Below are 26,396 nucleotides of genomic sequence, written 5' to 3'. Positions count from 1 at the left end.
GACAATAAAAAACCCGCGATGGCGTCAAGCCATCGGCGGGCCGAAAAGCGCCGGGCGGGCCGCCATCGAAACCGGCGGGATCCGGCTTGGCTTACTTCTGTTCCAGCTTCGCGGCCGCGTCGCGCAAGGCGGTGCGCAGGCCTTCCTCTATCACCGGGTGATAGAACGGCATGTCCAGCATCCGCTCGACGGTCAACTGCTGCTGATGGCTCCAGGCCAGCAGATGGGCCAGATTCTCGGCCCGCGGGCCTATCATCTCGGCGCCGAGGAAGCGGCCGCTCGCCTTGTCGGCGTAGACATGCAGCAGACCGCTGTTGACGCCCATCACCCGGCTTCGGCCCTGGTCCTCGAAACTGACCGCGCCGATGACGAACTCGCCGTCGGCGAGGTCGGCGAAGCGGCTGCCCACCATCATCATCTGCGGATCGGAAAACACCACGGCGATGGTGGAGCGGCGCAGCCCGGCGCCGACGTCCGGATAGACGGCGGCGTTGGCGCCGGCGGTCCTGCCCTCGTCGGCCGCCTCGTGCAACAGCGGCAGGATGTTGTTGGCGTCGCCGGCGATGAAGACCGGAGAGTCGCCGCACTGCATCGTGCGGGCGTCGAACAGCGGCACGCCGCGGGCGTCCAGCTTCAGGCTGGTGTTCTCCAGTCCCAGGCCGCGGACATTGGGCGTGCGGCCGGTGGCGGCCAGCACATAGTCGAAGTTGTCCGTCGTCTCCTCGCCGTCCAGCGCGACAAAGCGTATCCTGGCCCGGCCGTCGACGACGCCCATCTCCAGCACCTTGGCGTCCGGATCGAGATAGAACTGCGCGGACAAGGCCTCGCGGGCATAGGCCCGCACCGCCGGATCGCTCAGCGGACCGACGCCGCCGCCGACGCCGAACACGCGCACCCGCACCCCGAGGCGCGACAGCGCCTGGCCCAGCTCCAGGCCGATCACGCCGGGACCGAAGACCGCGACGCTTTCCGGCAGCGTCTCCCAGTCGAATACGTCGTCGTTGACGATCAGACGGTCGCCGAAGGCGGTGAACGGCGCCGGCAGCGAAGGCGACGAACCGGTGGCGATCACGACGCGACGGGCCTGGACGATGGTATGGTTGTCCACCTGCAGCGTGGTGTTGTCGACGAAGCGGGCATAGCCGGCCAGCTTGTCTTTGGCCGGAATGCCGTCGACGCCGCGGACGACGAAGCCGACGAAGCGGTCGCGCTCGCTCCTGACCCTGGCCATCACCTCGCGGCCGTCGACGCGGATGTCGCCATCGACATGGACGCCGAACATATCGGTGTGGCCGGCATGATGGGCGGCCTCGGCGGCGGCGATCAACAGCTTGGACGGCATGCAGCCGACGCGGGCGCAGGTGGTGCCGTGCGCGCCGCCCTCGATGATCAGCGCGGAGGCGCCGCCAGCCTTGGCGGCGCGGTAGGCGGCGAGGCCGGCGGTGCCGGCGCCGATGACGGCTACGTCGATATGAACGGTTTTCATCGTTATTGTCCTCTATCTGGCGGGGATGCGGCGCGGCACGCTGCGCATGATGGAATACATGCCGTCCCGCATCCCAGCTGGAAAAAACGGCCGGCAGGAGTACCGGCCCAAAGATTGCCGATGGCGTCAGGGCCCGAAGCCATCGGCACGAACGTCTTACTTGGCGAAGCGCTTTTCCACTTCGTCGGCCGAGCCGATCAGCTCGCCGTTGATGAACACCTGCGGGGCGGTCATCTTGCCGGACACGGCGCCCAGCACCTTGCCGCGCACCTTGTTGTCCAGCGGCACCTCGACGAATTCGTAGCCGTTTTCGCTCAGCACGGCCTTGGCGCGCGCGCAGTGCGGGCAGCCCACCTTGGTGAACACCACGACCTGGTCCGGCTTCTTGGCGGTCGGGTTGATGTAGTCCAGCATCGTGTCGGCGTCGGACACCTTGAACGGATCGCCCGGCTCCTGCGGCTCGATGAACATCTTTTCCACCACGCCGTCCTTGACCAGCATCGAATAGCGCCAGCTGCGCTTGCCGAAGCCCAGATCGGCCTTGTCGACCAGCATGCCCATGCCTTCGGTGAACTCGCCGTTGCCGTCCGGGATCATCACGATGTTGGCGGCTTCCTGGTCGCTGGCCCATTCGTTCATCACGAAGGTGTCGTTGACCGACACGCACAGGATGGCGTCGACGCCGTTGGCGCGGAATGCCGGCGCCAGTTCGTTGTAGCGCGGCAGGTGGGTGGACGAGCAGGTCGGGGTGAACGCGCCCGGCAGCGAGAACAAGGCGATGGTCTTGCCGGCGAACAGCTCGTCGGTGCTGACGTTTTTCCACTCGTTGTTTTCGCGGATGCGGAAAGTGACGTTCGGTACGCGTTGGCCTTCACGATGTTGCAGCATGCTTATCTCCTGGGTTGACTTCGGTTAAATTCAATCGATGAGTGGATTCTGATAGCCAACGACAAATTCGTCTAATTGATTGTCCAAAGAACTTCGATTGTCTTTCTCAATAAGCATCGCCGCCGCTGGGCAGCCCGCCCGCCGCGACGCTAAAATGGCGGCATCCGGCAACACCCAGCCTCAACAGCCATGCATATCACCGGCCTGCACCACATCGCCATCATCGCGTCCGACTACGCGCGCTCGCGCGATTTCTACCATCGCGTCCTCGGCCTGGACGTGATCGCCGAGAACTGGCGCGAGGAAAAACAGTCCTGGAAACTCGACTTGGCCCTGCCAGGCGGCGGCGGGATCGAGCTGTTCAGCTTTCCGGCCCCGCCGCCGCGCCCGACACGTCCGGAAGCCTGCGGCCTGCGTCACCTGGCGCTGGCCTGCGCCGACGCGGCGGCGATGCGCGAACGCCTGCAAGCCGAGGGCGTCGCGGTCGAGCCATTGCGGACAGACGAATACACCGGCGCGCGCTTTTTCTTCTGCGCCGACCCCGACCAGTTGCCGATCGAGTTCTATCAGACCGAGACCGAAAACTGAGCGGCGACGGACCGGCGCGAAAGCCAGCACGCGCCGTCGCCGCCTGTCATAGTGAAATATCGATGCGTGCGGACGGCATCCGTCCGCAGCGGTCGCCCGCCGGCGCGGCCACCACCCACCACACGGAATGCACATGAAAGTCTTGACCTCCACCTTCCGCCTGGCCGCCATGGGCCTGGCTCTCGGCGCCGCCCTGCCGGCCCTGGCCGGCCCCGACGACACGCTGCTCGCCGCGCGCGACGCCTACCGCGCCAACGACCTGGCGCGACTGGCCCAGCTCGGCGACAGCCTGCCGTCCGCCTACCCGCTGAAGGACTACCCGGCCTACTGGCTCGCCTGGCGCGCGCTGGACCGCAACGACGACGTCGAGGTGATGCGCTTCCTCGCGCGGGCCCCGGGCGGCCTGATGGCCGAGCGCATACGCAATGAATGGGTGAAGAAGCTGGGCCAGCGAGAAAACTGGACGAGTTTCGCCGAGGAATGGAAGAAACTGCCGGAGGAAGGCCGCGACGAGGAGTCCGGCTGCTACGGCCAGCTGATGCTGCTGCGCCAGGGGCAGAAGCCGGACAATCTCGATCGTTTCCTCGAGAGCAAATCGACGCCGGATGGCTGCAACCGGCTGATAGAGGGCGTCTATGCCCGCGGCCTGATCGACCAGGACTGGCTGTGGCGGCGCACCCGCCTGCTGCTGGCCGGCAACTTCGTCAGCCAGGCCCGGCAATTCGCCATCGACACCCAGCTGCCGCTGGACAACGCCGCGCTGAGCAAGCCGGCCAATGCCAGCCTGGCGACGCCGGGCGGCCAGGAGGCCGCGCTGTTTGACATCGTCCGCAAGGGCAAGACCGATCTGGACGGCGCCGCCTCCGCGCTGCTGCGCGCCGCGCCGGAGATGACGCCGGACCGCCGCGGCTTCGGCTGGGGCCAGCTGGCGCTGCTGTCGGCGCGCAAGCAGCTGGCCGGTCAGGCCTTGCAATGGTTCGACAAGGCCGACGCTCGCCAGCTGACCGCCGATCAATGGGAATGGTGGGCGCGCTCGGCGCTGCGGCTGGAACAATGGACGCAGCTGGACGGCATCATCCGCCGCATGCCGCAGACAGTATCGTCCCGCCCCGCCTGGCGCTACTGGCTGGCCCGCTCGCTGAAGCAGCAAGGACGGCCGGTCGAGGCCGCGCCGTTGTTCAGCCTGGCCAGCGTCGGCCACAGCTATTACGCGCTGTTGTCGCTGGAAGAGCTGGGCAACAGCCTGTCCGCGTCCGCCAGCAAAGGCACGCCGGGCCCGGACGAAGTGAGCCAGATGCGGGCGGACCCGGCGATCCGCCGCTCGCTGGCGCTGCTGGCCGTGGCCGAGGTCTACACCAAGCCCGAATTCCGCACCGACGCGCAGCGCGAATGGCGCTGGGCGATGCGCGGCCGCGACGATATGGAGCTCTTGGCGGCCGCAGAGATCGCGCGCAAGGAAGGCTTCTACGACATGGCCATCTACAGCGCGGAGCGCACCAAGGAAGAGCACGACTTTTCGCTGCGCTACCTGACGCCCTATCGTGACATCACGCGCAAATACGCCGGCCAGCTCGACATCGACGACGCCTGGGTCTACGGCCTGATCCGCCAGGAAAGCCGCTTCATCACGATGGCGCGTTCCGGCGTCGGCGCCTCCGGCCTGATGCAGCTGATGCCGGCCACCGCCAAATGGGCGGCCAAGAAGATAGGACTGACCCATTTCGCCGTCAACGACATCGACACCAATGTCCAGCTCGGCACCTGGTATCTACGCTATGTGCTGGACAATCTGTCCGGCAATATGGTGATGGCCACCGCCGCCTACAACGCCGGCCCGGGCCGCGCCCGCAACTGGCAGGCCGACCGGCCGCTGGACGGCGCCATCTACGCCGAAACCATTCCGTTCAGCGAAACCCGCGACTACGTGCAGAAAGTGATGGCCAACGCCGCCTACTACTCCAGCACCTTCGGCCACGCCAACATCTCGCTGAAGAACCGCATGGGCGTGGTGCCGGCGCGCTGAGGAAGACGACATGAGCGCACAAAAGATTTGCCTGATAGGCGGCAGCGGCTTCATCGGCCGCCACCTGGCCGCCCGCTTGGCCGGCCGCGGCCACCGGCTGACTATCGCCAGCCGCCGACTCGACCTGCCCGCGTTCCGCGTGCTGCCGTCGGCCGAGCTGGTCCGCGCCGACATCCACGCCCCCGCCGAGCTCGCGCGGCTGATCGCCGGCCACGACGCCGTGATCAGCATGGTCGGCATCCTGCACGGCAGCCGGGCGCAGTTCGAAAAGGCGCACGCCGAGCTGCCGGAGAAAATCGCCGCCGCCTGCCGCCAGCATGGCGTGCGCCGGCTATTGCATGTCAGCGCCCTGGGCGCGGCCCAGGACGCGCCCAGCGACTATCAGCAGACCAAGGCGCTGGGCGAGCTGGCGGTGGAAAACAGCGGGCTGGACTGGACCATACTGCGTCCGTCCGTGGTGTTCGGACGAGACGACGCCTTCCTCAATATGTTCGCCTCCCTGCAAAAGCTGCTGCCGGTGCTGCCGCTGGCCGGTTCCGGCTGCCGGATGGCGCCGGTCTGGGTCGACGACGTGGCCCGCGCCGTCTGCGAAAGCCTGGCGCGCGGCGAAACCGCGGGCCGCAAGCTGGACCTGGCCGGCCCGGAAATCTACACGCTGGCGGAGCTGGCCCGGCTGGCCGGACGCGCCAGCGGCTACCCGCGGCCGGTGATCGGCCTGCCCGACGCGCTGGCGATGCTGCAGGCCGCGTTGATGGAGCGGCTGCCGGGACCGACGCTGATGAGCCGGGACAATGTGCGCTCGCTGCGGCGGGACAATATAGCCGAGCAGCCCTTTCCGTCCGAGCTGCTGGGCTTCGAGCCGGCGGCGCTGTCGGCGCTGGCGCCGGACTGGCTGGCCGGCCGCGACCGCAACGACACCATGTCCGGCTACCGGACGAAGGCGGCGCGCTGAGATGGAGATTTACATCGTCGGCGGCGCCGTGCGCGACCGCCTGCTGAATCTGCCGGTCAAGGACAGGGATTGGGTCGTCGTCGGCGCCGGTCCGGATGAAATGCTCGCGCGCGGCTACCGCCCGGTCGGCAAGGATTTTCCGGTGTTCCTGCACCCCGAGACGCATGAGGAGTACGCGCTGGCCCGCACCGAGCGCAAGGTCGGCATGGGCTACCACGGTTTCACCTTCCACACCTCGCCCGACGTGACGCTGGAGGAGGACCTGGCCCGGCGCGACCTGACCATCAACGCGATCGCCGAGGCGGCCGACGGCAGCCTGACCGACCCGTATGGCGGACAGGCGGATCTGAAGGCGCGCGTGCTGCGCCACGTCAGCCCGGCCTTCGCCGAGGACCCGGTGCGCATCCTGCGGCTGGCGCGCTTCGCCGCCCGCTTCGACTTCGCGGTGGCGCCGGAGACGATGGCGCTGATGCGCCAGATGGTGGGCGACGGCGAGGCGGACGCGCTGGTGGCCGAAAGGGTATGGCAGGAGCTGGCCAAGGGCCTGATGGAGGCCAAGCCGTCTCGCATGCTGCTGACGCTGCGCGAATGCGGCGCGCTGGCGCGCGTGCTGCCCGAGGTGGACGCGCTGTTCGGCGTGCCGCAACGCGCCGACTACCATCCGGAGATCGACTGCGGCGACCACACCATGCGGGTGCTGGACTACGCCGCCGCGGCCGGCTATCCGCTGACGGTGCGCTTCGCCGCGCTGGGACACGACCTGGGCAAGGCGCTGACGCCGGACGAGGTGCTGCCGCGCCATATCGGCCACGAGGAACGCGGCATCGCCCCGCTGGCGGAGCTGTGCCGCCGGCTGCGGGTGCCCAGCGACTGCCGCGATCTTGCCCATATCACCCTGGTGCATCACACCAAGGTGCACCAGGCGCGGCAACTGCGGCCCGCCACCGTGCTGCGGCTGTTCAAGGACTGCGACGCGCTGCGCCGGCCCGAACGTTTCCTGCTGATGCTGGATGCCTGCCTGGCCGATTCGCGCGGCCGGCTGCATTTCGAAGACGCGCCATATCCGCAGAAAGACTATCTCGCCGCGCTGCTGGCTGCTACGCTGCAAATTGATGCCGGCGCCATAGCGGCCGCCTGCGTCGACAAGGCCGCCATTCCCGCGACGCTGGACGCGGCCCGGACCGAAGTCATCGCCAACTGCAAGGAGCAATGGGAGAGCCGCTGATGGACAACGTCTATCGCCTGCCCGCCACGCTGATGCGAGGCGGCACCAGCAAGGGATTGTTCATTCGCGCCGACGCGCTGCCGGAAGACACCGCGTGCTGGGAGCCGATGCTGCTGCGCGCGCTCGGCAGTCCCGACCCTCACGGACTGCAACTGGACGGACTGGGCGCCGGCCTGTCCAGCACCAGCAAGGTGGTCATCCTGAGTCCTTCCCGCCGCGAAAATTGCGACGTCGACTGCCTGTTCGGCCAAGTCGCCCTGCGCGAAGCGCGGATAGACTGGTCCGGCAACTGCGGCAATCTGGCTTCGGCGGTGCCGTTGTTCGCGGTGATGGAGGGACTGGCGCGGCCGGGAGACGGCGTCGCCACCCTCTCCATCTGGCAGGCCAACGTCGGCAAGCGCATCCTGGCGGAGCTGGAGATCTTCAACGGCCAGCCGGTATGCCAGGGCGATTTCCGCATAGACGGCATCGCCACGCCGGGCGCGCCGATCCGGCTGCGTTTCCTGGATCCGGTAGGCGGCTGCTCCGGCGAGCTCTTTCCCACCGGCAGGCTGATAGACGAGCTGAAGCTGCCGGACGGCAGCCATGTCGAGGCGACGCTGGTCGACGCCGGCAACCCGACCCTGTTCGTGCGGGCGCGCGATTTCGGCCTGCAAGGCCATGAGCGCAACGGCGAGATCGAACTGGCGGCGCTGCGCCGGCTGGAACTGGCCCGCGCGACCGCCTCGGTGGCGATGGGCCTGGCTTCCGACATTTTCGAGGCGGAACGCGAACGACCCGGCACGCCGCGGATCAGCTTCCTGGCGCCCAGCCGCGAGCCGGAGCGCCAGATCGAGGCCCGCGTGCTGTCGGGCCGGCGGCTCCATCACGCCTACTCCGGCACCGGCGCCATCGCGCTGGCCTGCGCCTGCGCCGTCGAAGGCACGCTGGCGGCGGAGCTGGCCGGCGGCGCGGTGCGCGGCATGCCGCTGACCTTCGGCCATGCCGGCGGCCAGCAGACGCTGGAGGCGGTGCTGGGGCTGGGCGAGCTCGGCTGGACCGTCGACGAGGTGGTGATGACCCGCACCGCCCGGCCGCTGATGCGCGGCGAAGCCTTCATTCCGCTGGAATAGCGGCCTTCAACCGCCCCGACTCCTCGCGTCCTGCGGACGCGAGATGAGACATCGCGGGCGCAAAATTGTTCCCTTATTTCATTTTTTTTATTTATAAATGTAAAATCGCACACTATCTGTTTGTGTACCGATATTAAAGATTTCTGTAATTCCATTTAGAACCAATGAAGCCACGATGTCATCCAGTCTGCATTTCTCTATCGACAAGCTGATCAGCTGGCCCAGCCACGTCGAAATCGATAGCCAGACAATCCAGCCGCCCTTGCCCCAAGTGCCTCCGATGCAGCGCCGCCGCATGAGCCCCTTGTGCAAGGCCTCGCTGCATGCCGCATTCGGCCTGCAGGAGCACGGCGACGCGCCGCTGGTTTACGCGTCGCGCTATGGCGACATCGCCCGCTCGATCGAATTGCTGACCCAGCTCAGCGACGGCGAGGGACTCTCGCCCACCCAGTTCAGCCTGTCGGTGCACAACGCCATCGCGGCGCTGCATGGCATCCTGACGAATCACCGCGGCCAGTACACCGCGATCGCGGCGGGGCCGGAAACCGTCGAGGCGGCATTCTGCGAAGCGCTGGGCATGCTGGTCGACGGCGCCGAATCGGTGCGTCTGATCGCTTGCGACGCGCCGCTGCCGGAACCGTACGCCGGCTACGAGGCCGAACACTCGCCGCTGCTGGCCTGGGGCTGTGTGCTCCGGCTGTCCGATCAGGGCCCCCGCCTCAGCCTCGGCGCCGCCCAAGGCTGCCGGGAAGACCAGGGCCACCCCTGGGCGTTTCTGAACGGCGACGCCGCCTCCCATCATCATCAGTGCGGCAAACACGCCTGGCTCTGGCAACGACATGACTGAGCGCTGCAATTATTTATGGCGCCTGCTCGCCACGGCCATCGCCTTTTCCTTGTTCGGACTGGGCGGCGCGCTGTTTTCGCTGAGCGTCTTTCCACTGCTGTTCCTGCTGGTCTGGGACGCCGAAAAGCGCGCCCGGCTGTCGCGCCGCGTCGTGCAAATCAGCTTCGCGACTTTCGTTCGCCTGATGCGCGCGCTGGGCCTGCTCAGCTACCGAATCGTCGGCGCGGAAAAGCTGGACCGGTCCGGCCTGCTGATACTGGCCAACCATCCGACGCTGATCGACGTGGTGTTCCTGATTTCCCTGCTGCCGAACGCCGATTGCGTGGTGAAGTCCTCGCTGGCGCGAAACCCGTTCACCCGGGGCCCCGTTCGCGCATCCGGCTATATTTGCAATGACTCCAGCGAAGGCCTGATCCAGGACTGCATACACTCGCTGCGGGCCGGCAACAATCTGGTGATTTTCCCCGAGGGCACCCGCACGCCGCTCGACGGCTCGCTCAGACTGCAGCGCGGAGCGGCCAATATCGCGGTGCGAGGCCAGCGCAGCATCACGCCGGTCACGATACACTGCGAACCCCGCGGGCTTGCCAAGGGTCAACCATGGTGGCGCATTCCCGCGAGACCGATACGCTTCACGATAGAAGTCAGAGACGACCTGCCGGTCGAGCCCTTTACCCAGGACTGCGGCGAGGCTATCGCCGCCCGCAGCCTGACCCATTACTTGCACGATTTTTTCCTGAGCCAATCAAAACCGCATGCAAAACCTGGAACTTGAGATCAAGACGCTCTTGATCGACGCGCTGAACCTCGAAGACATCACCGCCGACGATATCGCAAGCGACGCGGCGCTATTCGGGGAAGGCCTCGGGCTGGACTCCATCGATGCGCTGGAGCTGGGCCTCGCCCTGCAGAAACGCTACGGCGTGACGCTGTCTCCGGACGCCGAGGAAACCCGGCGCCACTTCGCCAGCATCGCCGCGCTGGCGAGCTTCGTCGCCACCGCCCGCAAGCTGTAACGCCCCCACTCACCCCGGAGACTGCCATGACCAAAGACGAACTCTTCGAGCGCCTGAGCAAGGTGTTGCAGGAAACTTTCGAAATCGAGGCCGACGCCATCCGCCCCGACGCGCGGCTGCGCGAGGATCTTGACATAGACAGCATCGACGCGGTCGACCTGATCGTGCAATTCCGTCCGCTGATCGGCAAGCGCCTGCAGCCGGACGTGTTCAAGTCGGTACGCACGCTGCAGGACGTGGTCGACGCTCTGCACGGCCTGATGCAGGAAAACGGCTAACGATGTCGACCGTGCTGGCCGGCCTGCTGACCCTCTGCTACCCGTTCCTGATCTATTTCGGCCAGGGACGCGTCGATCCGCGACTGCTCGCCGGCGCACTGGTCGGCATCGCGCTGTTGCGCGCGCTGAGCACGCGGCAACGGGCATGGTACTGGGCTTGCGCCGCCACACTGCTGCTGGCCGCGTTCAGCATGCTGGGCAACGGCCTGCTGCCACTGAAACTCTACCCACTGCTGGTCAACGCCGTCCTGTTCGCCATTTTCGCCGCCAGCCTGCGCTTCGGCCCGCCGGTGGTCGAACGGCTGGCCCGCCTGACCGAGCCGGAACTGGACGCCGCCGGCGTTCGCTACACGCGCGCCGTCACCCAGGTATGGTGCGGCTTCTTCATCGTCAACGGCGGCGTCTCGCTGGCCACCGCGCTATGGGCCGACAATGCCGTATGGACCGCCTACAACGGCTGCGTCTCCTATCTGCTGATGGGCGCGCTGTTCGGCGGCGAATGGCTGGTGCGCCGGCGCATCCAATCCCGCAATACTTTTCATGGCTGATTTCCTCCCCCTGCAGCGGCTGCTCAGCGCAGGCCGCGCCGACACCCATCCCGTTGCCTATTCCGGGCAACGAGAGCACAGCTTCGCCGACTTGCGGCGCCTGGCCGCCCGCTGGCGCGCCGCGCTGGCCCGCCAGCCGGAAACCGCCGTCGCCCTCCATCTGGAGGACGGCTTCGAATTCGCCGCCGCGCTGCTGGGCGCCTGGCATGCCGGCAAGACCGTCTGCCTGCCGGCCGACGACCTGCCCGCCACCCGCGAGCGCATCGCCCGGCTGGGCATGCCACGGCTGGACCCGCAGCAAGCGGCGGCCGACGGCGACGAGGCTTTCGCCCCGCTGGCCGACGATTGCGGCCTGCTGCTGTTCACCTCCGGCTCCACCGGAGAACCGCAGACCATAGCCAAGACACTGCGTCAGCTGGCCGCCGAAACCGTCACGTTGTCGCAGCGCTGGGACCGCTCGCTGCCGGCAAACTGTCGGGTCGAAGCCACCGTCTCCCACCAGCACATCTATGGCCTGCTGTTCCGCGTGTTGTGGCCGCTGGCTGCCGGCAGGCCGTTCGCCAGCAACCGCCACGCCTTTCCCGAAAGCCTGCTCGCCGCGCTTGACGGCACGCCCAGCCTGCTGATCGCCAGCCCCGCCCACCTGAAGCGTCTGCCTCGCCAGCTGGCCTGGCAGACCGCGCGGCCGGCGGCGGTTTTTTCGTCCGGCGGCCCGCTGGACGAGGCCGGCTTGCAAAACTGCCGGGAAACGCTGGGCCAGGCGCCTTACGAGGTGTTCGGCAGCACCGAGACCGGCGGCATCGCCTGGCGCCGCCGCGAAGCGGACGCGAGCGACGCCTGGCAAGCGCTACCCGGCATAGAAGTCAGAATCGACGGCGAGAGCCTGGCGCTGCGCTCCCCCCATCTGGCCGATGACGGCTGGCACGCGACCTGCGACCGGGTCCGCGCCCAGGATGGCGGCTTCGCCTTGCTGGGCCGGGCCGACCGCATCGTCAAGCTCGAGGAGAAGCGCGTGTCGCTGGACGCGGTGGAGGACGCCCTGCTCGCCAGCGGCCTGTTCGAGGCGCTGCGAGCGCTGCCGTTGCCCGGCGCGCGCGATCTGCTCGGCGTCGCCGCGGTGCCCAATGCCGCCGGCTGGAGCGAACTGGCGCGCGTCGGTCGCCGCGCCTTCGCCGCCGCGCTGCTGAACGGCATCAAGGACAGCGTGATCGCCGAGGCCCTGCCGCGCCACTGGCGCTACGGATTCCGCCTGCCGATCAACGCCCAGGGCAAGATCACCCAGGCGACGCTGCTGTCGTGGTTCGAGCCGAGCCGCCCGCACGCCGCCCTGCTGGAACGCTCCGCCGAACACGCGGTGCTGCAAGTCGAGGCCGCGGCCTCGCTGCCGGACTTCGCCGGCCACTTCCCCGGTTTTCCGCTGTTGCCCGGCGTCACCCAGCTGGACTGGAGCGTGCGTTTCGCCCGCGAACTGTTCGAGCTGCCGCCGGCCTTCTGCGGCGTCGACAACCTGAAATTCCAGCGCATCATCGACCCGGGCGCCGTCGTCCGGCTGGAGCTGCGCCACGACCGCGAGCGCGGCTGCGTCAGCTTCGGCTACGTCAGCGGCGAGCATGCGCACGCCAGCGGCAAATTGCGCTTCTCGGAGCCCGCATGCTGATCTGCGCGGTCGTTCCCGTTTACAACCATGGCGACGCGGTCGGCAGCGTCGTCGCCGCGCTGCGCGCCCAGGACCTTCCCTGCGTGCTGGTCGACGACGGCAGCGACGGCTATTGCGCCGGCGTGCTGGACGCGCTGGCCGCCGGCGACGAACGGATCCATCTGGTCCGCCTGCCGGTCAACAGCGGCAAGGGCGGCGCGATGATAGCCGGACTGCGCGCGGCGCAGGCGCTCGGCTTCAGCCACGCCTTGCAAATCGACGCCGACGGCCAGCACGACGGCGCCGACGTCCCGCGCTTCCTCGATCTGGCCCGGCGCCATCCGGAGGCGCTGATCTGCGGCTGCCCGCTATACGACGCCGACGCGCCCAAGAGTCGCCGCTACGGCCGCTACGCCACCCACGTCTGGGTCTGGATCAACACCTTGTCGCTGGACATCGCCGACGCGATGTGCGGCTTCCGCGTCTACCCGCTGGCCGCCACCGTGCCGCTGTTCGATCATGTCAGGCTGGGCCTGCGGATGGATTTCGACGTCGAGGTGCTGGTGCGGCTGAGCTGGCGCGGCATGCGCTTCGTCAACCAGCCCACCCGCGTCAGCTACCCGCTGGACGGTGTGTCGCACTTCCAGCTGTGGCGCGACAATCTTCGCATCGGCCGCATGCACGCCAAACTGTTCTTCGGCATGCTGCCGCGCATGCCGCTGCTGCTGGCCCGCAAGGTGCGGCGATGAAGCGGTCCCATCATTGGGCCGGCATCGGCGAGAACACCTTCGTCGCCGGCATCTCGCTGCTGTACTGGGTCCACCGCCTGCTGGGGCGGCGCTTGTTCCGCGCCTGCCTGCTGCCGATCGTCGCCTGCTACTGGCTGGCCTGCGCCCCGGCCCGCGCCGCCTCGCTGCAATATCTGCAAAGGCTGCAGGCGTACAGCGGCGCGCTGGGCCGGTCGCCGGGCAGGCTGGACACTTTCCGCCATCTGCTGCGCTTCGCCGACACCATGCTGGACAAGCTCTTGGCCACCGCCGGCCATTATCCGATGGACAAGGTCGCCATAGACGGCGCCGACGAAATCATCGCCGGCCTGCGGCAGCGGCGCGGCGTGCTGATCGTCACCGCCCACATCGGTTGCCTGGAGCTGTGCCGCGCGCTGGCCGACCACTCGCCCGACGTGACGGTGAACGTGCTGGTGCATACCCGCCATGCCCGCCGCTTCAACGACCTGCTGGACAGACTCAACCCGCAGCAGTCGGTGCGGCTGATCGAGGTCACCGACGTCAACGCCGCCACCGCGGTGCTGCTGCAGGAAAAGATAGCCGCCGGCGAGGTGGTGGCCATCGCCGGCGACCGCGTGCCGGTCCGGGGCGAGCGCACCGTCAGCGCGCCCTTCCTCGGCGTGGACGCGCCCTTTCCCTGCGGCCCCTATCTGCTGGCCCATCTGTTGCGCTGCCCACTGTATCTGATGGCCTGCGTGCGCGGCGGACCCGGTTATAGGCTGAGCTTCCTGCCGCTGGCCGAGGCGCTTCGCCTGCCGCGCAGCGGCCGCGAAACCGAGATGGCCCGACACGCCGCGCGTTACGCCGACGAGCTGGGGCGGCTGCTTGCCGCCTCGCCGTACGACTGGTTCAACTTTTTCCCGTTCTGGGACCAGAAATAGACATCATGAGCAATACGCAAATCGACACCGTCGTCTTCGACGGCTCCTGGCTCGGTCTGAGCGACATCGACGCCATCGCCCGCGGCGACAAGCGCGCGCGCCTGTCCGACAGCGAGGCCTTCCGCCAGCGCATAGACAAGGGCAGCCGCTTCATCGACCGCCTGCTGGCCGAGGACGGCGTGGTCTACGGCGTCACCACCGGCTACGGCGATTCCTGCACCGTGGAGATTCCGGCCGCGCTGGTGGCCGAACTGCCGCACCATCTGTACACCTATCACGGCTGCGGCGCCGGGCGCTTCCTCGACGCCGAGGAGACCCGCGCGGTGCTGGCGGTGCGACTGGCCTCGCTGTGCCGCGGCGTGTCCGGCGTCAGCTACGCGCTGCTGGCCCAGCTGGCGGCGCTGCTGGAGCACGACATCCTGCCGCTGATCCCGGCCGAGGGCTCGGTCGGCGCCAGCGGCGATCTGACGCCGCTGTCCTATGTGGCCGCCGCGCTGTGCGGCGAGCGCGAGGTGATGTTCCGCGGCCAACGCGGCCCGGCCGCCGACGCGCTCCGCGCCGTCGGACTGACGCCGCTCCGGCTGCGTCCGAAAGAAGGCCTGGCCATCATGAACGGCACCGCGGTGATGACCGCGCTGGCCTGCCTGGCATGGCGGCGCGCCGACTACGCCTCGCGGCTGGCCGCGCGGCTGACCGCGATGAACGTGGTGGCCTCGGCGGGCAACGCCCATCACTTCGACGAGGCGCTGTTCGCCGTCAAGCCGCATCCGGGCCAGCAGCGCGCCGCCGCGCGCATCCGCGCCGATCTGGACGCGCCCCGCCCCAGCCGCAACGACAGCCGGCTGCAAGACCGCTACTCGCTGCGCTGCGCGCCGCACGTGATCGGCGTGCTGGAAGACGCGCTGCCCTTCATGCGCGGCCTGATCGAAAACGAGCTGAACAGCGCCAACGACAATCCCATCATCGACGCCGACGAAGAGCGCGTGCTGCATGGCGGCCATTTCTACGGCGGCCATATCGCCTTCGCGATGGATGGCCTGAAAAACGCCGTGGCCAATCTGGCCGACCTGATGGACCGCCAGATGGCGCTGTTGGTCGACACCCGCTACAACCATGGCCTGCCGAGCAACCTCAGCGGCGCCCCGGCCGACCGCGCGCCGATCAACCACGGCCTGAAAGCGTTGCAGATCAGCGCGTCCGCCTGGACCGCCGAGGCCTTGAAACAGACCATGCCGGCCTCGGTGTTCTCCCGTTCCACCGAGTGCCACAATCAGGACAAGGTCAGCATGGGCACCATCGCCGCCCGCGACGCGCTGCGGGTGCTGGAATTGAGCGAGCAGGTGCTGGCGGCCTTGCTGATCACCGCCCGCCAGGGCGTGGAGCTGCGCGGCGAGATCGCGGAACTGTCGCTGAGCCCGGCGCTGGCCGCGATGCAGCGGGACCTGGCCGGCCGCATCCCGCGCATCGCCGAGGATCGCGCGCTGGACAAGGAGTTGATCGCGCTGATCGCGGCCATCCGCGCCCGCGCCTGGAGCCTGTATGACTGAGCTGTCGCACGTGATCGAGCTGGAGCCGGCCTTCCACAACCTGGATCCGATGGACGTGGTCTGGCACGGCAATTACGTCAAATATCTGGAAATCGCCCGCTGCGCGCTCTTGGAGCGCTTCGACTACAACTACCCGCAGATGCGCGACTCCGGCTACGCCTGGCCTGTCGTCGACATGCGGCTCAAGTATGTGCAGCCTATCCGCTTCGGCCAGAAAGTGACCATCGAGGCCAGCATAGTCGAATGGGAAAACCGGCTGAAGATAGCCTATCTGGTCCGCGACGCCGCCACCGGCCACAAGATCAACAAGGCCTACACCGTGCAAGTGGCCGTCGATCTGGCCAGCCAGGAGATGCTCTACGTCTGCCCGCCGGTGCTGTGGGAAAAACTGGGAGTGCCGGCGCCGTGAAAAGACTGATCGCCTCCGCCTGTCTCGCGCTGCTGCCGCTGGCCGCCGGCGCCGCCGACCTGGCCTCGGCCATCGGCCAGAAACTGGCCCGCCCCGCGGTGCTGCGCGGCGCATTCGAACAGAGCAAGCAGGTCAACGGTTTCGCCAAACCGCTGCGCTCGCGCGGCGTCTTCCTGGTCTCGCGCGACAAGGGCGTGCTGTGGGACACCCAGAAGCCGTTCGCCAGCCGGCTCAGACTCACCCGCGGCGAAATCGTCGCGACCCAGAACGGCGCCGTGTCCTTCCAGCTGTCCGCCGCCAAAGAACCGACGGTGCGGATGATCAACGAACTGATGTTCTCGCTGCTGGGCGGCAATCTGCAGGCGCTGGACAATTACTTCGCCATCGCCGGCGGACAGGACGGCAAGGCCTGGCGGCTGACGCTGACGCCGAAGCAGGCCGCGCTGGGCAAGGTGATGCGCCGGATCGAGCTGTCCGGCGACCAGTATGTCCGCGCCATCGTCATCGACGAAAGCAACGGCGACTCCACCCGCATCGCGTTCAGCGGCCAGAGCGCCGCCCCCGCGACGCTGAGCCGCGACGAAGAGGCCCGTTTTGACTGAGCTTGGTGGCCCGTCCCGCGCCCACCGCTGGCTGGCGGCCGCCTGGCTGGCCCTGCTGCTGGTCGTCGCCGGCCACAACGGCTGGCTATGGCTGGGCGGCGGCGCCCGGCTGGAAACCGACATCCTGGCGATGCTGCCGCAAAACCGCCAGGACACGGCGGCCCAGGACGCCACGCGCCAGCTGGCCGACGCCGGCGCGCGCCGCGTGGTGGCGCTGCTGGGCGCGTCCGGCTGGAACGACGCGCGTCGCGCCGCCGACGCCTACGCCGCAGCCATCGGCGCCTCCGGCCTGCCCCTGGCCTTGCGTTACCGGATAGACGCGCGCGAAAGCGGCGACTGGCTGGGCTTCTACGCCGGCTACCGCGCCCAGCTGCTCGGCGACGACGCGCGGCATCGCTTGGCAAACACGCCGGTCCCGACGCTGGCCGAGCAGGCCGCGGCCGCGCTGTTCCAGCCCGTGGGCATGCCCAGGCAGGGCCGCTGGCAGGACGATCCGCTGAATCTGTACGGGCAATGGCTGGGCGAGCGGGCGTCGCAAAGCAAGGTGCGCGTGCGCGACGACCGGCTGTCTCTGTCCAACGGCGACCAGCATTATGCGCTGGTGATGCTGGAGCAGCAGGGACCGGCGTTTTCAGTGTCGGCCCAGCAGGCGATGCTGCCGGCGCTGGCCAAGGCCCGCCAGGCGGCGCTCGCCGCCGCGCCCAGCGCGCGGGTGATCGAGGCCGGCATACCGCTGTTCGCCGCCGCCGCCTCGACCCAGGCCGAACGCGAAGTGCACACCATAGGCGCGGGTTCCCTGCTGGGCATCCTGCTGCTGACGGTGCTGGCCTTCAACGGCGTGCGGCCGCGCATCCTGGTGACGCTGTCCATCGTCGCCGGCCTTGGCTGCGCCGTATCGCTGACCATGCTGCTGTTCGGCAAACTGCATCTGATCACCCTGGTGTTCGGCGCCAGCCTGATAGGCGTGGCCGAGAACTACGGCAACAACTACTACGCCTATCGCCTGGGCCGCCCCGCCGGCGAGCGCTGGGCGATGCTGCGCGGCCAGCGCTCGACGATGTGGCTGGCCTTCGCCACCACCGCCATAGGCTACGGGCTGCTGGCGCTGGCGCCGTTTCCCGGCCTGAGGCAGATGGCGGTGTTTTCCGTGACCGGCCTGTTCTCCGCCTTCGCCACCGTGCTGTGCTGCCTGCCGTTCGCCGACCGCGGCGAGATGCCGTTCAACGGTTTTTCCCAGGCTGTCGGCAACTGGCGACGCGCCTGGCCGCGCTGGGGCCGCAACCGCTTCACCATCCTGTTCGCCGTCTGCGCCGCCGTCATCTGCCTGGCGGGCCTGGTCCGACTGCAGGCCAATGACGACGTGCGCGCCTTGCAGAACGCGCCCCGGCAACTGCTGGAAGATCAGCGCCGAGTCGGCGAATTGATGCAGATGGCCGGTCCGGGACAGTTCTTCCTGGTGAGCGGCGCCAGCCCTGAACAGGTGCTGCAACGCGAAGAGGCCCTGAAAGCGCGGCTGGCGCCGCTGATCGCCGCCGGCAAGTTCGCCGGCGTGCAGGCGATATCCGACTGGGTGCCGTCCGAATCGCGCCAGACCGCCGACCGGGCGCTGCTGCAACGCGTGGTCTTCGCCCCCGGAGGCGTGCTGGAACAAGCCGCCGGCCTGCTCGGACAAGCGATGCCAAGCCCGTCCTTGCCGCCGCTGCGGCCGCTGACCATCGATGCCTGGCTGGCCGCGCCGGTGTCCGAACCGCTGCGCGCGCAATGGCTGGGCCGCTTCGGAACCGGCTACGCCAGCGTCGTGATGCTGCGCGGCCTGGCCGGCCCGGCCGCGCTGCCGGCTCTGGCCGCCGCCGCGCCTGCCGTGGCGGGCGTGCGCTTCATAGACAAGGTCGGGGAAATCTCCGGCCTGATGCGGCACTACCGCCAATTGATGACCTGGGTGATCGCCGCCAGTTATCTGCTGGTGCTGGCCATGTTGTGGCGTCGTTTCGGCCGCCGCGCCTGGCGCGCGCTGCTGCCGACGCTGCTGGCCAGCGTCTTGACGGTGGCGCTGCTGGCGCTGTTCGGCCAGCCGCTGCAGCTGTTCACCATTCTCGCGCTGCTGCTGATACTCGGCATGGGCGTCGACTACGGCGTGTTCCTGCTCGCCGACGCCGACCCACGGGCCTTCCTGTCGGTCACGCTGGCCGCCGCCGGCACGCTGCTCGCCTTCGGCCTGCTCGCGCTGTCGTCGACCCCGGCGCTGGCCGCCTTCGGCCTGACCATGTTGCTCGGCATCAGCCTGTGCTGGCTGCTCAACCCGCTATTCACCCCAAGCATTTAAAGCAGAAACGAAGAAACAATGGAAACCCGCTCTCAAACCTTGCAAGACAAACGCTTCGCCCCGGCGCGCCAATCCGTGATGGACGCGCGTTTCGACGCGCAGAAAATCGCTTTCGGCCCCGTGGTTTTCCAATGCGTGCGCCTCGCCTGGAAGCGCGGCATCCTGCAAAACCTGGCCGAGGCCGGCGAACGCGGCCGGACAGTGGAGGAGCTGGCCGCCGACGGCAAGCTCAGCCGCTATGCGCTGAACCTGCTGCTGGAAACCTGCTTGTCGGCAGGCGTCGTCGAATTGCGCGCAGGCCGCTACGCGCTGGACAAGACCGGCTATTGCCTGCTGTCCGACCCCATCACCCAGATCAACCTCGATTTCATCCACGATGTCTGCTACCAGGGTCTGTTCGAACTGGAACGGTCGCTGGACGAGGAAAAACCGCACGGTCTGGCCGCGCTGGGATCTTGGGACACGCTGTACCAGGGACTGGCGACGATGCCGGAGCCGGCCCGCAGCAGCTGGCTGCGCTTCGATCATCATTACTCCGACACCTCGTTTCCGGAAATCCTGCCCGACGTGTTCGCGCGGCGCCCGCGCAAGCTGATGGACATCGGCGCCAATACCGGCAAATTCACGCTGGCCGCGCTGGCCCACGACCCGGATGTGGAAATGCATTTGCTGGACCTGCCCGGCCAGCTGGCGGTGATAGAAAAAACGCTGGCGGAACAGGGCTTGTCGCATCGCGTCAAGCTGCACCCGACCGACATGCTGGATCCCACGCTGGACTTTCCGTCCGGCATGGATGTGGTCTGGATGAGCCAGTTTCTGTCCTGCTTCAGCGAGGAAGTCATCGCCGGCATTCTGCGCCGGGCGGCGACCGCGCTGGCCGCCGGCGGCCGGGTGATGATTCTGGACACATTGTGGGACCGGCAGAAATACGATATCGCTGCCTATTGCCTGATCAACACCTCGCCGTATTTCACCGCGATGGCCAGCGGCAACAGCAAGGTGTACCGCGCCGACGACTACATCCGCCTGTGCCAACAGGCCGGCTTGCAACTGGTGGAGGAGCGCGATGGCATCGGTTACTGCCACACGCTGCTACAGTTCGAACGGGCCGACTGATATGCGCCGCCTGCTCCTGCTCGCCCTCGTTCTGCTGCTGGCCGCCTGCCAGGGCGCGCCGCCGCGCCCGGCCCTGCCGGCGCTCGCGCTCTCGCCGTCCAGCTTCGGCGCCGAGCTGAGTCTGGTCCAGCGGCTGCGCGCCGGACCGCTGAACCCGCGCGACGGCCAGGCGTCGCCGTCGCTGGACGTGCAGCTGGAGATAGACGCCGCGCAACTGAGACTGGCCGGTCTGGCGCTGGGACAACGGATACTGACGCTGAGCTGGGACGGCAAGACGCTGCAAAGCCAACGCAGCCCGCTGTTGCCGGCCAGCGTCGACGAGGCCCGCATCGTGCGAGACATCCAGCTGGCCTACTGGCCGCTGCCGGCCCTGCGCGCCGCGCTGCCCGCCGGCTGGACGCTGGACGAGGAAAGCGGCGCGCGCGTGCTGCGACAGGACGGCGAAGAGGCCCTGCGCATCGAAAACCAGGCCTCGCCGGCCTGGCTGGGGCATAGCGAATTGACCAACCGGCGCGAAGGCTACCGCCTGAGCATAGACTCAGCGCCATTGCAGTGAAAACACCATGACGACCGACGTCTATCTGAACCATCTTGGCGTGCTGTGCAGCGCCGGCCGCGGCCACCGGGCGCTGCGCGAGGCGCTGTTCAACCCGCCAAGCGGCGCCGCCCGCTCCCGCCTCGCGCTGCCTGACGGCCGCGACTGGCCATCGGCGCCGTTCGACGGCCCGCTGCCCTCGACCAGCCATCTGCCGCTGCCGCTGCGCAGCCGCAACAACGCGCTGCTGCTGGCGGCGCTGGAAGACATCCGTCCGCAGGTCGACGCGGCCATCGCCCGCTTCGGCGCGAACCGCGTCGGCATCGTCCTCGGCACCAGCACCTCCGGCATCGGGGAAAGCGAGCACGCCTTCCTCGTCCGCCGCGAAAGCGGAACGCTGCCGGAAGACTTCCACCCCGGCCAGCAGGAACTGGGTTCCCCGGCGATGCTGCTGCGCGAGGTTCTGGGCATCGGCGGTCCGGCGCTGGTGATCTCGACCGCCTGCTCATCCAGCGCCAAGGCGCTGGCCAGCGCGGCGCGGCTGCTGAAAAGCGGCCAGTGCGACGCGGTGATAGCCGGCGGCGCCGATTCGCTGTGCCGCTTCACCGTGGCCGGCTTCGCCGCGCTGGAGTCCGTCGGCCGGAACGGCTGCAATCCAATGAGCCGAAACCGCGACGGCATCCATATAGGCGAGGCCGCGGCCTTGTTCCTGATCAGCCGGGAAGCCGGCGCGGTCAGGCTGGCCGGCTGGGGAGAGACCGCCGACGCCCACCATATTTCCGCGCCGGATCCGACTGGCGCCGGCGCGCTGGCGGCGATGCGCGAAGCGCTGGCGACAGCGGCGCTCGTCCCTTCGGACATCGACTACATCAATCTGCACGGTACCGCCACCCGGCAGAACGACGCGATGGAAAGCCTGGCCGTCAGCCAGCTGTTCGGCGCCGATGTGGCCGCCAGCTCCACCAAGGGGCTGACCGGCCACACCCTGGGCGCGGCCGGCGCGCTGGAGGCAGCCATCTGCTGGCTGACGCTGCAGGACAACGCCGAAGGCCTGCTGCCGGTCCATCAATGGGACGGCGAAACCGACCCAGGGCTCCCGCCGTTGCGGCTGGTATGCCCCGGCCAAAGCCTGTCGCGCCAGCCGCGGCGCGCGCTGAGCAATTCCTTCGCCTTCGGCGGCAGCAACGCCTGCCTGATTCTGGAGGCCACGCGATGAGCGACGCGATTCCCGCCATCGAGCACCTGGTGCCCCACGCCGGCGACATGTCGCTGCTGGATCGCGTGCTCTTCGCCGACGACAGCAGCCTGATTGCCGAAGTCACGCCGAAGTCGAACCAGCTTTTCTGCCGGGACGGCGAGATAGGCAGCTGGGTAGGCGTCGAATACATGGCCCAGGCCATCGCCGCCTGGGCGGGCCTGCAGGCCAGAGCGCGCGGCGAAGCCCCCAAGGTGGGATTCCTGCTGGGCTGTCGTCGCTACCAGGCCATCGTGCCAGCTTTCGAATTCGATACCGCCTTGCAAGTGCGCGTCGAACTGCAATTCCTGGCCGACAACGGCCTGGGACAGTTTGAATGCAGCATAGATTGCGCCGGCAAACGCCTTGCCAGCGCGCAACTGAAGGTTTTCGAACCTTCCGACACAGAACAATTCATCAAGGAATCGATGCAATGAACAACCAAACCGTACTGGTAACCGGCTCCAGCCGGGGCATAGGACGTGCAATCGCCCTGCGTCTGGCCCGCGACGGCTACGACGTGGTGGTGCATTGCCGCAGCCGCCGCGACGAAGCCGACGCCGTCGCCGCCGAAATCGCCGCCATGGGCCGCCAGGCCCGGGTGCTGCAATTCGACGTCACCGACCGCGAGGCCGCCTCCGCCGCCCTGCTCGGCGACATCGCGAGCCACGGCTGTTACTACGGCGTGGTATGCAACGCCGGCCTGGCGCGCGACAACGCCTTCCCGGCGATGCCCGCCGAGGACTGGGACCTGGTGGTCAATACCGATCTGGGCAGCTTCTACAATGTGCTGCAGCCGCTGACCATGCCGCTGGTGCGCCGTCGCAAGCCGGGCCGCATCGTCACGCTGGCTTCGGTGTCGGGCCTGGTAGGCAATCGCGGCCAGGTCAACTACAGCGCCGCCAAGGCCGGCGTGATCGGCGCCACCAAGGCGCTGGCGGTGGAACTGGCCAGCCGGGCCATCACCGTCAACTGCGTGGCCCCCGGCCTGATAGACACCGAAATGATGGAGCCGCACGTGCTGGAAGAGGCGATGAAGATGATCCCGACCCGCCGCGTCGGCAAGCCGGAAGAAGTCGCCGCCGCCGTCAGTTTTCTGATCGGCGAGGATGCCGCCTATATCACGCGTCAGGTGATCTCGGTCAATGGAGGAATGGTAGGATGAAGCGCGTCGTGATTACCGGCATCGGCGCCATCAGCCCTCTGGGCCACGACTGGGCGTCGGTGAAGACTTCGCTGCAATCCGGCCGCAACGCCGTGCGCACCATGGGACCCTGGGCCGAATACGATGGCCTGGGGACCCAGGTCGGCGCGCCGGCCGCGCCGTTCGAATTGCCCGCGCGCTATAACCGCAAGACCACGCGCAGCATGGGGCGCGTCGCGCTGATGGCCACCCGCGCGACCGAGATGGCGCTGGAGCAATCCGGCCTCTTGAACGATCCCTTGCTGCAAAGCGGCAAGGTGGGCATTTCCTACGGCTCCTCGTCCGGCTGTCCGGCCAATATCGGCGATTTCGGCCGCATGCTGATGTGCAAGAGCACCGAAGGCATCAACGCCAATACCTATATCCGCATGATGTCGCACACCGCGCCGGTGAACATCGGCGTATTCTTCGGCGTGACCGGCCGGGTGATCACCACCTCCAGCGCCTGCACCTCGGGCAGCCAGGGCATAGGCTACGCGTTCGAAGCGATACAGAGCGGCCGCCAGCTGGCGATGATAGCCGGCGGCGCGGAAGAACTGGATCCGACCCAGGCCGCCGTGTTCGACACCCTGTTCGCCACCAGCACCGAGCATAACGACACCCCCGAGCTGACGCCGCGCCCGTTCGACGCCAAGCGCGACGGCCTGGTGCTGGGCGAAGGCGCCTGCACGCTGATTCTGGAAGAGTTGGAGCACGCCCGCGCCCGCGGCGCCAACATCCTGGCCGAGATTCTCGCCTTCGGCACCAATAGCGACGGCCAGCACGTCACCCATCCGCAGGCAGAGACGATGGCCGGCGCGATACGGCTGGCGCTGGACGATGCCGGCCTGGCCCCATCGGACATCCCCTACGTCAATGCCCACGGCACCGCCACCGATCAGGGCGACGTGGCCGAGTCCCAGGCGACCCACAGCGTCTTCGGCGAGAAGGTCGCCATCTCCTCGCTGAAGAGCTATATGGGCCACACCCTGGGCGCCTGCGGCGCGCTGGAAGCCTGGATGACGATAGAGATGATGCGCGATGGCTGGTTCGCGCCGACGCTGAACCTGACCGAAGTCGACCCGCGCTGCGCGCCGCTAGACTACCTCGCGGGAGACGGCCGCCGCCTAGAAACCGAGTTGGCGATGAGCAACAACTTCGCCTTCGGCGGCATCAACACCTCATTGATCTTCCGTCGCTGGCGCGACTGATTTTTTTACTGCGCCGGCCCGGGCCGGCATCGACCATCAATCAAGGAGACATAAACATGCGTTTCGCCATTCCCCTGCTCGCCCTGTGCCTGGCCTCCGGCCACGCGATGGCCCGCGACACCGTGGTCAAAGTCGCGCTGTCCGACGTGCTGGCCATGCCGGAAGCCAAGGAGAAGCTCGACGGTTCCGTCCGCTTCTTCCTCGCTGGCCAGCACACGCCGGCCATCCGCCAAAAGCTGGGCAGCGATGTGTCCAATCAAAAGACCAATGCCTTCAACAAGTCCGACGAGCAAGCCTGCCGCTGGGTCATTCTGTCGACGCTGATCTCGTTCCAGAACACCGCCAAGCGGCACGACGCCAATGCCGTGGTGGATATCGTCAGCTACTACAAGAAGGATGAAGTCCGCGACAGCCAGACCATCGAATGCCATGCCGGCGCGATGATAGCCGGCGCGGCGATCAAGGGCGAATACGCCAAGATAGGCAAGTAAGGATGTGGGTCGACAGCTGCCTGTTGAGCGAGCTGGGCCAGCCGGACTGGGCCGATGCCGAAGCCTGGCTGGGCCAGGCCGAGCGCCTGCGGCTGTCGACCATGCGCCGCCCTTCGCGGCGGCTGCAATTCCTGGCCAGCCGCTGGCTGCTGCGCAAGCTGGCCGGCGCAAAGCTGGGCATCGCGCCCGAGCGCTTGGCGCTGGACGCAAGCGAGGCCGGCGCGCCGTACTTCCCAGACCATCCCGGCTGCTTCCCCGCGATCAGCCACAGCGGCGAGAGAGTCGCATGCGCGCTGGCGCGCCAGCCGGTCGGCCTGGACCTGGAAACGCCCAGCCCGAAGCGCTCCATCGCGCAAATCGCCGAGTGGCTTTTTTCTCCGGACGAGCAAGAAATGCTGCGGCAGAACGCCGCCCAGGCACCCGACCTGTTTCTGCACATGTGGACCCTGCGCGAAGCCTGGCTGAAACAGCGCGGCCAGGGACTGAGCGGCGACGCGATGCGCGCGCTTCGCTGGCTGGACGCCCGTCCCGACAACGCCGACGCGCTGACGGCGCAACTGAAGGACGGCGCGGTGCTGGCCCTCAGCGGCGCCGTCGGCCAGTTCGCCGAGCTCGCGCTGCCGGCCGATGCCGGAAGCTCGCCACGCCACTGGCGATCTGAAGCCGTCTGATCAGCCCTCCAGCTGCCGCACCCGCTCGAACAAGCACACCGTCGCCGCCATCGCCACATTCAGCGACTCGGCGTGGCCCGGCATCGGGATGCGGATGCGGGCGTCGGCCAGCGCCAGCAGCGCGTCGCCGACCCCGGCGCCCTCGTTGCCGAACACGAAGGCCACCGCGCCGCAGAGGTCGTGGCCGTACAGCGAGCTGGAGCCTTCCAGATGCGTGACCAGCTTGCGGCCGGCGAAGCCGCGCAACTCGGCCTCCAGATCGGCGTGCTCGTGTATCCGCAGCGCGAAGTGCGCGCCCATGCCGGCGCGCAGCACCTTGGGCGAGAACACGTCGACGCAGCCCTTGGACAGGAAGACGTCCCAGACGCCGGCCGCCGCCGCGCAACGCAGTATCGTACCCAGATTGCCCGGGTCCTGGATATCCTCCAGCAGCACCCGCGCCGCCGACGCGTCCGGCGCCCGCGGCCTGGGCCGCGGCGACAACGCCAGCAACTCGCCGGCGCTGGCCAGCGCCGTCGCCTTGGCCATCACCGCCTCCGGCAACGTCACCACCACGCTGTCGGCCGGCAACCGGGCCAGCAAGGCCCTGACCTCGGGCTTGTCGGCCGCCGCCTCGTTCAGATACAGCCGCGGCAACGCGCCGCCGGCCTGCAGACAGGATTCCGCCAGGTGGATGCCTTCCAGCACCATCACGCCCTCCTTGCGGCGGTCGCGGCTGTGCTGGACCAGTCGGGCCAGCGCCTTGACTTCGTCGTTGTGCGGTGAGGTGATGGTCTTGGCGATGTAATGCATGATGGATTCCGCTG

At 68.0% G+C, this 26,396-nt stretch carries 28 protein-coding genes; 25 read left to right on the top strand and 3 right to left on the bottom strand.

Annotated features, from left to right (window positions below):
- Positions 1-91 precede the first annotated feature (91 nt).
- Both CXB49_RS08830 and CXB49_RS08825 read right to left on the bottom strand, forming a co-directional pair.
- A complete protein-coding gene (locus CXB49_RS08830) occupies positions 92-1,486 on the bottom strand; it encodes a dihydrolipoyl dehydrogenase (protein ID WP_101708056.1) in 1,395 nt (464 codons plus the stop codon).
- Positions 1,487-1,642: 156 nt separating this feature from the next.
- On the bottom strand, positions 1,643-2,374 hold the full coding sequence (locus tag CXB49_RS08825) for a glutathione peroxidase (protein ID WP_101708055.1): 732 nt from the start codon (positions 2,372-2,374) through the stop codon (positions 1,643-1,645).
- Between the two features lie 189 nt (positions 2,375-2,563).
- Here CXB49_RS08825 and CXB49_RS08820 point away from each other — a divergent pair, with 189 nt between their 5' ends.
- The 25 genes from CXB49_RS08820 to CXB49_RS08700 all read left to right on the top strand — a co-directional run bounded on the left by CXB49_RS08820 (position 2,564) and on the right by CXB49_RS08700 (position 25,590).
- Positions 2,564-2,962 (top strand): VOC family protein, encoded by a 399-nt coding sequence (locus CXB49_RS08820; protein ID WP_101708054.1) that lies wholly within the window; start codon positions 2,564-2,566, stop codon positions 2,960-2,962.
- Positions 2,963-3,095: 133 nt separating this feature from the next.
- The gene (locus CXB49_RS08815; RefSeq protein ID WP_101708053.1) at positions 3,096-4,985 is read left to right on the top strand and encodes a lytic transglycosylase domain-containing protein; all 1,890 of its coding nucleotides are present in this window, start codon (positions 3,096-3,098) and stop codon (positions 4,983-4,985) included.
- Positions 4,986-4,995: 10 nt separating this feature from the next.
- Positions 4,996-5,937, top strand: coding sequence for a complex I NDUFA9 subunit family protein (locus CXB49_RS08810; protein ID WP_101708052.1), 942 nt, complete (start codon positions 4,996-4,998; stop codon positions 5,935-5,937).
- A 1-nt stretch (position 5,938) separates the two neighbouring features.
- A complete protein-coding gene (locus tag CXB49_RS08805) occupies positions 5,939-7,162 on the top strand; it encodes a multifunctional CCA addition/repair protein (protein ID WP_101708051.1) in 1,224 nt (407 codons plus the stop codon).
- On the top strand, positions 7,162-8,274 hold the full coding sequence (locus CXB49_RS08800; RefSeq protein ID WP_101710658.1) for a 2-methylaconitate cis-trans isomerase PrpF family protein: 1,113 nt from the start codon (positions 7,162-7,164) through the stop codon (positions 8,272-8,274). The genes CXB49_RS08805 and CXB49_RS08800 overlap by 1 nt, the downstream gene beginning before the upstream one ends.
- Before the next feature lie 175 nt (positions 8,275-8,449).
- Positions 8,450-9,121 (top strand): beta-ketoacyl synthase chain length factor, encoded by a 672-nt coding sequence (locus CXB49_RS08795; protein ID WP_101708050.1) that lies wholly within the window; start codon positions 8,450-8,452, stop codon positions 9,119-9,121.
- Entirely contained in the window at positions 9,114-9,896 is a 783-nt protein-coding gene (locus tag CXB49_RS08790; RefSeq protein ID WP_101708049.1) for a 1-acyl-sn-glycerol-3-phosphate acyltransferase, read from the top strand. The genes CXB49_RS08795 and CXB49_RS08790 overlap by 8 nt, the downstream gene beginning before the upstream one ends.
- Positions 9,877-10,137: a phosphopantetheine-binding protein gene (locus CXB49_RS08785; protein ID WP_101708048.1), complete on the top strand. Its 261-nt coding sequence runs from the start codon at positions 9,877-9,879 to the stop codon at positions 10,135-10,137. The genes CXB49_RS08790 and CXB49_RS08785 overlap by 20 nt, the downstream gene beginning before the upstream one ends.
- A gap of 26 nt (positions 10,138-10,163) precedes the next feature.
- Positions 10,164-10,415, top strand: coding sequence for an acyl carrier protein (locus CXB49_RS08780; RefSeq protein ID WP_101708047.1), 252 nt, complete (start codon positions 10,164-10,166; stop codon positions 10,413-10,415).
- A 2-nt stretch (positions 10,416-10,417) separates the two neighbouring features.
- Positions 10,418-10,963, top strand: a complete 546-nt coding sequence (locus CXB49_RS08775) for a hypothetical protein (protein ID WP_101708046.1) — start codon at positions 10,418-10,420, stop codon at positions 10,961-10,963.
- A complete protein-coding gene (locus CXB49_RS08770; protein ID WP_101708045.1) occupies positions 10,956-12,620 on the top strand; it encodes an AMP-binding protein in 1,665 nt (554 codons plus the stop codon). Before CXB49_RS08775 ends, CXB49_RS08770 begins: the two co-directional genes overlap by 8 nt.
- Positions 12,614-13,348, top strand: a complete 735-nt coding sequence (locus CXB49_RS08765) for a glycosyltransferase family 2 protein (protein WP_101708044.1) — start codon at positions 12,614-12,616, stop codon at positions 13,346-13,348. The genes CXB49_RS08770 and CXB49_RS08765 overlap by 7 nt, the downstream gene beginning before the upstream one ends.
- Positions 13,345-14,268, top strand: coding sequence for an acyltransferase (locus CXB49_RS08760; protein WP_101708043.1), 924 nt, complete (start codon positions 13,345-13,347; stop codon positions 14,266-14,268). The genes CXB49_RS08765 and CXB49_RS08760 overlap by 4 nt, the downstream gene beginning before the upstream one ends.
- 5 nt (positions 14,269-14,273) lie before the next feature.
- Positions 14,274-15,815, top strand: coding sequence for a histidine ammonia-lyase (hutH, locus tag CXB49_RS08755; RefSeq protein ID WP_101708042.1), 1,542 nt, complete (start codon positions 14,274-14,276; stop codon positions 15,813-15,815).
- On the top strand, positions 15,808-16,224 hold the full coding sequence (locus CXB49_RS08750) for a thioesterase family protein (RefSeq protein WP_101708041.1): 417 nt from the start codon (positions 15,808-15,810) through the stop codon (positions 16,222-16,224). The genes hutH and CXB49_RS08750 overlap by 8 nt, the downstream gene beginning before the upstream one ends.
- On the top strand, positions 16,221-16,826 hold the full coding sequence (locus CXB49_RS08745; protein WP_158300691.1) for an outer membrane lipoprotein carrier protein LolA: 606 nt from the start codon (positions 16,221-16,223) through the stop codon (positions 16,824-16,826). The genes CXB49_RS08750 and CXB49_RS08745 overlap by 4 nt, the downstream gene beginning before the upstream one ends.
- On the top strand, positions 16,819-19,149 hold the full coding sequence (locus tag CXB49_RS08740; protein ID WP_101708039.1) for an MMPL family transporter: 2,331 nt from the start codon (positions 16,819-16,821) through the stop codon (positions 19,147-19,149). Before CXB49_RS08745 ends, CXB49_RS08740 begins: the two co-directional genes overlap by 8 nt.
- 18 nt (positions 19,150-19,167) lie before the next feature.
- Entirely contained in the window at positions 19,168-20,265 is a 1,098-nt protein-coding gene (locus tag CXB49_RS08735) for a class I SAM-dependent methyltransferase (protein WP_101708038.1), read from the top strand.
- A gap of 1 nt (position 20,266) precedes the next feature.
- Positions 20,267-20,821 (top strand): DUF3261 domain-containing protein, encoded by a 555-nt coding sequence (locus CXB49_RS08730; RefSeq protein WP_101708037.1) that lies wholly within the window; start codon positions 20,267-20,269, stop codon positions 20,819-20,821.
- 7 nt (positions 20,822-20,828) lie between these two features.
- Positions 20,829-22,016 (top strand): beta-ketoacyl-ACP synthase, encoded by a 1,188-nt coding sequence (locus CXB49_RS08725; RefSeq protein WP_101708036.1) that lies wholly within the window; start codon positions 20,829-20,831, stop codon positions 22,014-22,016.
- A complete protein-coding gene (locus CXB49_RS08720; protein WP_101708035.1) occupies positions 22,013-22,471 on the top strand; it encodes a hotdog family protein in 459 nt (152 codons plus the stop codon). Before CXB49_RS08725 ends, CXB49_RS08720 begins: the two co-directional genes overlap by 4 nt.
- Positions 22,468-23,199, top strand: a complete 732-nt coding sequence (gene fabG / locus CXB49_RS08715; protein ID WP_101708034.1) for a 3-oxoacyl-ACP reductase FabG — start codon at positions 22,468-22,470, stop codon at positions 23,197-23,199. The genes CXB49_RS08720 and fabG overlap by 4 nt, the downstream gene beginning before the upstream one ends.
- A complete protein-coding gene (locus CXB49_RS08710; protein ID WP_101708033.1) occupies positions 23,196-24,428 on the top strand; it encodes a beta-ketoacyl-ACP synthase in 1,233 nt (410 codons plus the stop codon). Before fabG ends, CXB49_RS08710 begins: the two co-directional genes overlap by 4 nt.
- Positions 24,429-24,484: 56 nt before the next feature.
- Positions 24,485-24,919, top strand: a complete 435-nt coding sequence (locus CXB49_RS08705) for an excinuclease ATPase subunit (protein WP_101708032.1) — start codon at positions 24,485-24,487, stop codon at positions 24,917-24,919.
- A 2-nt stretch (positions 24,920-24,921) separates the two neighbouring features.
- On the top strand, positions 24,922-25,590 hold the full coding sequence (locus CXB49_RS08700; protein ID WP_158300690.1) for a 4'-phosphopantetheinyl transferase superfamily protein: 669 nt from the start codon (positions 24,922-24,924) through the stop codon (positions 25,588-25,590).
- Here the strand turns inward: CXB49_RS08700 and CXB49_RS08695 are convergent, their stop codons facing one another.
- Positions 25,591-26,382: an RNA methyltransferase gene (locus tag CXB49_RS08695; RefSeq protein WP_101708030.1), complete on the bottom strand. Its 792-nt coding sequence runs from the start codon at positions 26,380-26,382 to the stop codon at positions 25,591-25,593. It lies immediately after the preceding gene.
- Between the last annotated feature and the right edge of the window lie 14 nt (positions 26,383-26,396).

It is taken from the genome of Chromobacterium sp. ATCC 53434 (assembly GCF_002848345.1).
GTDB lineage: Bacteria > Pseudomonadota > Gammaproteobacteria > Burkholderiales > Chromobacteriaceae > Chromobacterium.
This window is presented reverse-complemented; position numbering and strand designations above follow the sequence as displayed.

Excerpts from the sequence above, each read along its gene's own strand:
- CXB49_RS08735 (WP_101708038.1), top strand. The coding sequence starts at position 19,168 with ATGGAAACCCGCTCTCAAACCTTGCAAGACAAACGCTTCGCCCCGGCG.
- CXB49_RS08830 (WP_101708056.1), bottom strand. The coding sequence starts at position 1,486 with ATGAAAACCGTTCATATCGACGTAGCCGTCATCGGCGCCGGCACCGCC.
- CXB49_RS08700 (WP_158300690.1), top strand. The coding sequence starts at position 24,922 with ATGTGGGTCGACAGCTGCCTGTTGAGCGAGCTGGGCCAGCCGGACTGG.
- CXB49_RS08705 (WP_101708032.1), top strand. The coding sequence starts at position 24,485 with ATGCGTTTCGCCATTCCCCTGCTCGCCCTGTGCCTGGCCTCCGGCCAC.
- CXB49_RS08805 (WP_101708051.1), top strand. The coding sequence starts at position 5,939 with ATGGAGATTTACATCGTCGGCGGCGCCGTGCGCGACCGCCTGCTGAAT.
- CXB49_RS08765 (WP_101708044.1), top strand. The coding sequence starts at position 12,614 with ATGCTGATCTGCGCGGTCGTTCCCGTTTACAACCATGGCGACGCGGTC.
- CXB49_RS08825 (WP_101708055.1), bottom strand. The coding sequence starts at position 2,374 with ATGCTGCAACATCGTGAAGGCCAACGCGTACCGAACGTCACTTTCCGC.
- CXB49_RS08750 (WP_101708041.1), top strand. The coding sequence starts at position 15,808 with ATGACTGAGCTGTCGCACGTGATCGAGCTGGAGCCGGCCTTCCACAAC.
- fabG (WP_101708034.1), top strand. The coding sequence starts at position 22,468 with ATGAACAACCAAACCGTACTGGTAACCGGCTCCAGCCGGGGCATAGGA.
- CXB49_RS08770 (WP_101708045.1), top strand. The coding sequence starts at position 10,956 with ATGGCTGATTTCCTCCCCCTGCAGCGGCTGCTCAGCGCAGGCCGCGCC.
- CXB49_RS08760 (WP_101708043.1), top strand. The coding sequence starts at position 13,345 with ATGAAGCGGTCCCATCATTGGGCCGGCATCGGCGAGAACACCTTCGTC.
- CXB49_RS08780 (WP_101708047.1), top strand. The coding sequence starts at position 10,164 with ATGACCAAAGACGAACTCTTCGAGCGCCTGAGCAAGGTGTTGCAGGAA.
- CXB49_RS08725 (WP_101708036.1), top strand. The coding sequence starts at position 20,829 with ATGACGACCGACGTCTATCTGAACCATCTTGGCGTGCTGTGCAGCGCC.
- CXB49_RS08710 (WP_101708033.1), top strand. The coding sequence starts at position 23,196 with ATGAAGCGCGTCGTGATTACCGGCATCGGCGCCATCAGCCCTCTGGGC.
- CXB49_RS08730 (WP_101708037.1), top strand. The coding sequence starts at position 20,267 with ATGCGCCGCCTGCTCCTGCTCGCCCTCGTTCTGCTGCTGGCCGCCTGC.
- CXB49_RS08785 (WP_101708048.1), top strand. The coding sequence starts at position 9,877 with ATGCAAAACCTGGAACTTGAGATCAAGACGCTCTTGATCGACGCGCTG.
- hutH (WP_101708042.1), top strand. The coding sequence starts at position 14,274 with ATGAGCAATACGCAAATCGACACCGTCGTCTTCGACGGCTCCTGGCTC.
- CXB49_RS08790 (WP_101708049.1), top strand. The coding sequence starts at position 9,114 with ATGACTGAGCGCTGCAATTATTTATGGCGCCTGCTCGCCACGGCCATC.
- CXB49_RS08800 (WP_101710658.1), top strand. The coding sequence starts at position 7,162 with ATGGACAACGTCTATCGCCTGCCCGCCACGCTGATGCGAGGCGGCACC.
- CXB49_RS08795 (WP_101708050.1), top strand. The coding sequence starts at position 8,450 with ATGTCATCCAGTCTGCATTTCTCTATCGACAAGCTGATCAGCTGGCCC.
- CXB49_RS08695 (WP_101708030.1), bottom strand. The coding sequence starts at position 26,382 with ATGCATTACATCGCCAAGACCATCACCTCACCGCACAACGACGAAGTC.
- CXB49_RS08720 (WP_101708035.1), top strand. The coding sequence starts at position 22,013 with ATGAGCGACGCGATTCCCGCCATCGAGCACCTGGTGCCCCACGCCGGC.
- CXB49_RS08775 (WP_101708046.1), top strand. The coding sequence starts at position 10,418 with ATGTCGACCGTGCTGGCCGGCCTGCTGACCCTCTGCTACCCGTTCCTG.
- CXB49_RS08815 (WP_101708053.1), top strand. The coding sequence starts at position 3,096 with ATGAAAGTCTTGACCTCCACCTTCCGCCTGGCCGCCATGGGCCTGGCT.
- CXB49_RS08820 (WP_101708054.1), top strand. The coding sequence starts at position 2,564 with ATGCATATCACCGGCCTGCACCACATCGCCATCATCGCGTCCGACTAC.
- CXB49_RS08810 (WP_101708052.1), top strand. The coding sequence starts at position 4,996 with ATGAGCGCACAAAAGATTTGCCTGATAGGCGGCAGCGGCTTCATCGGC.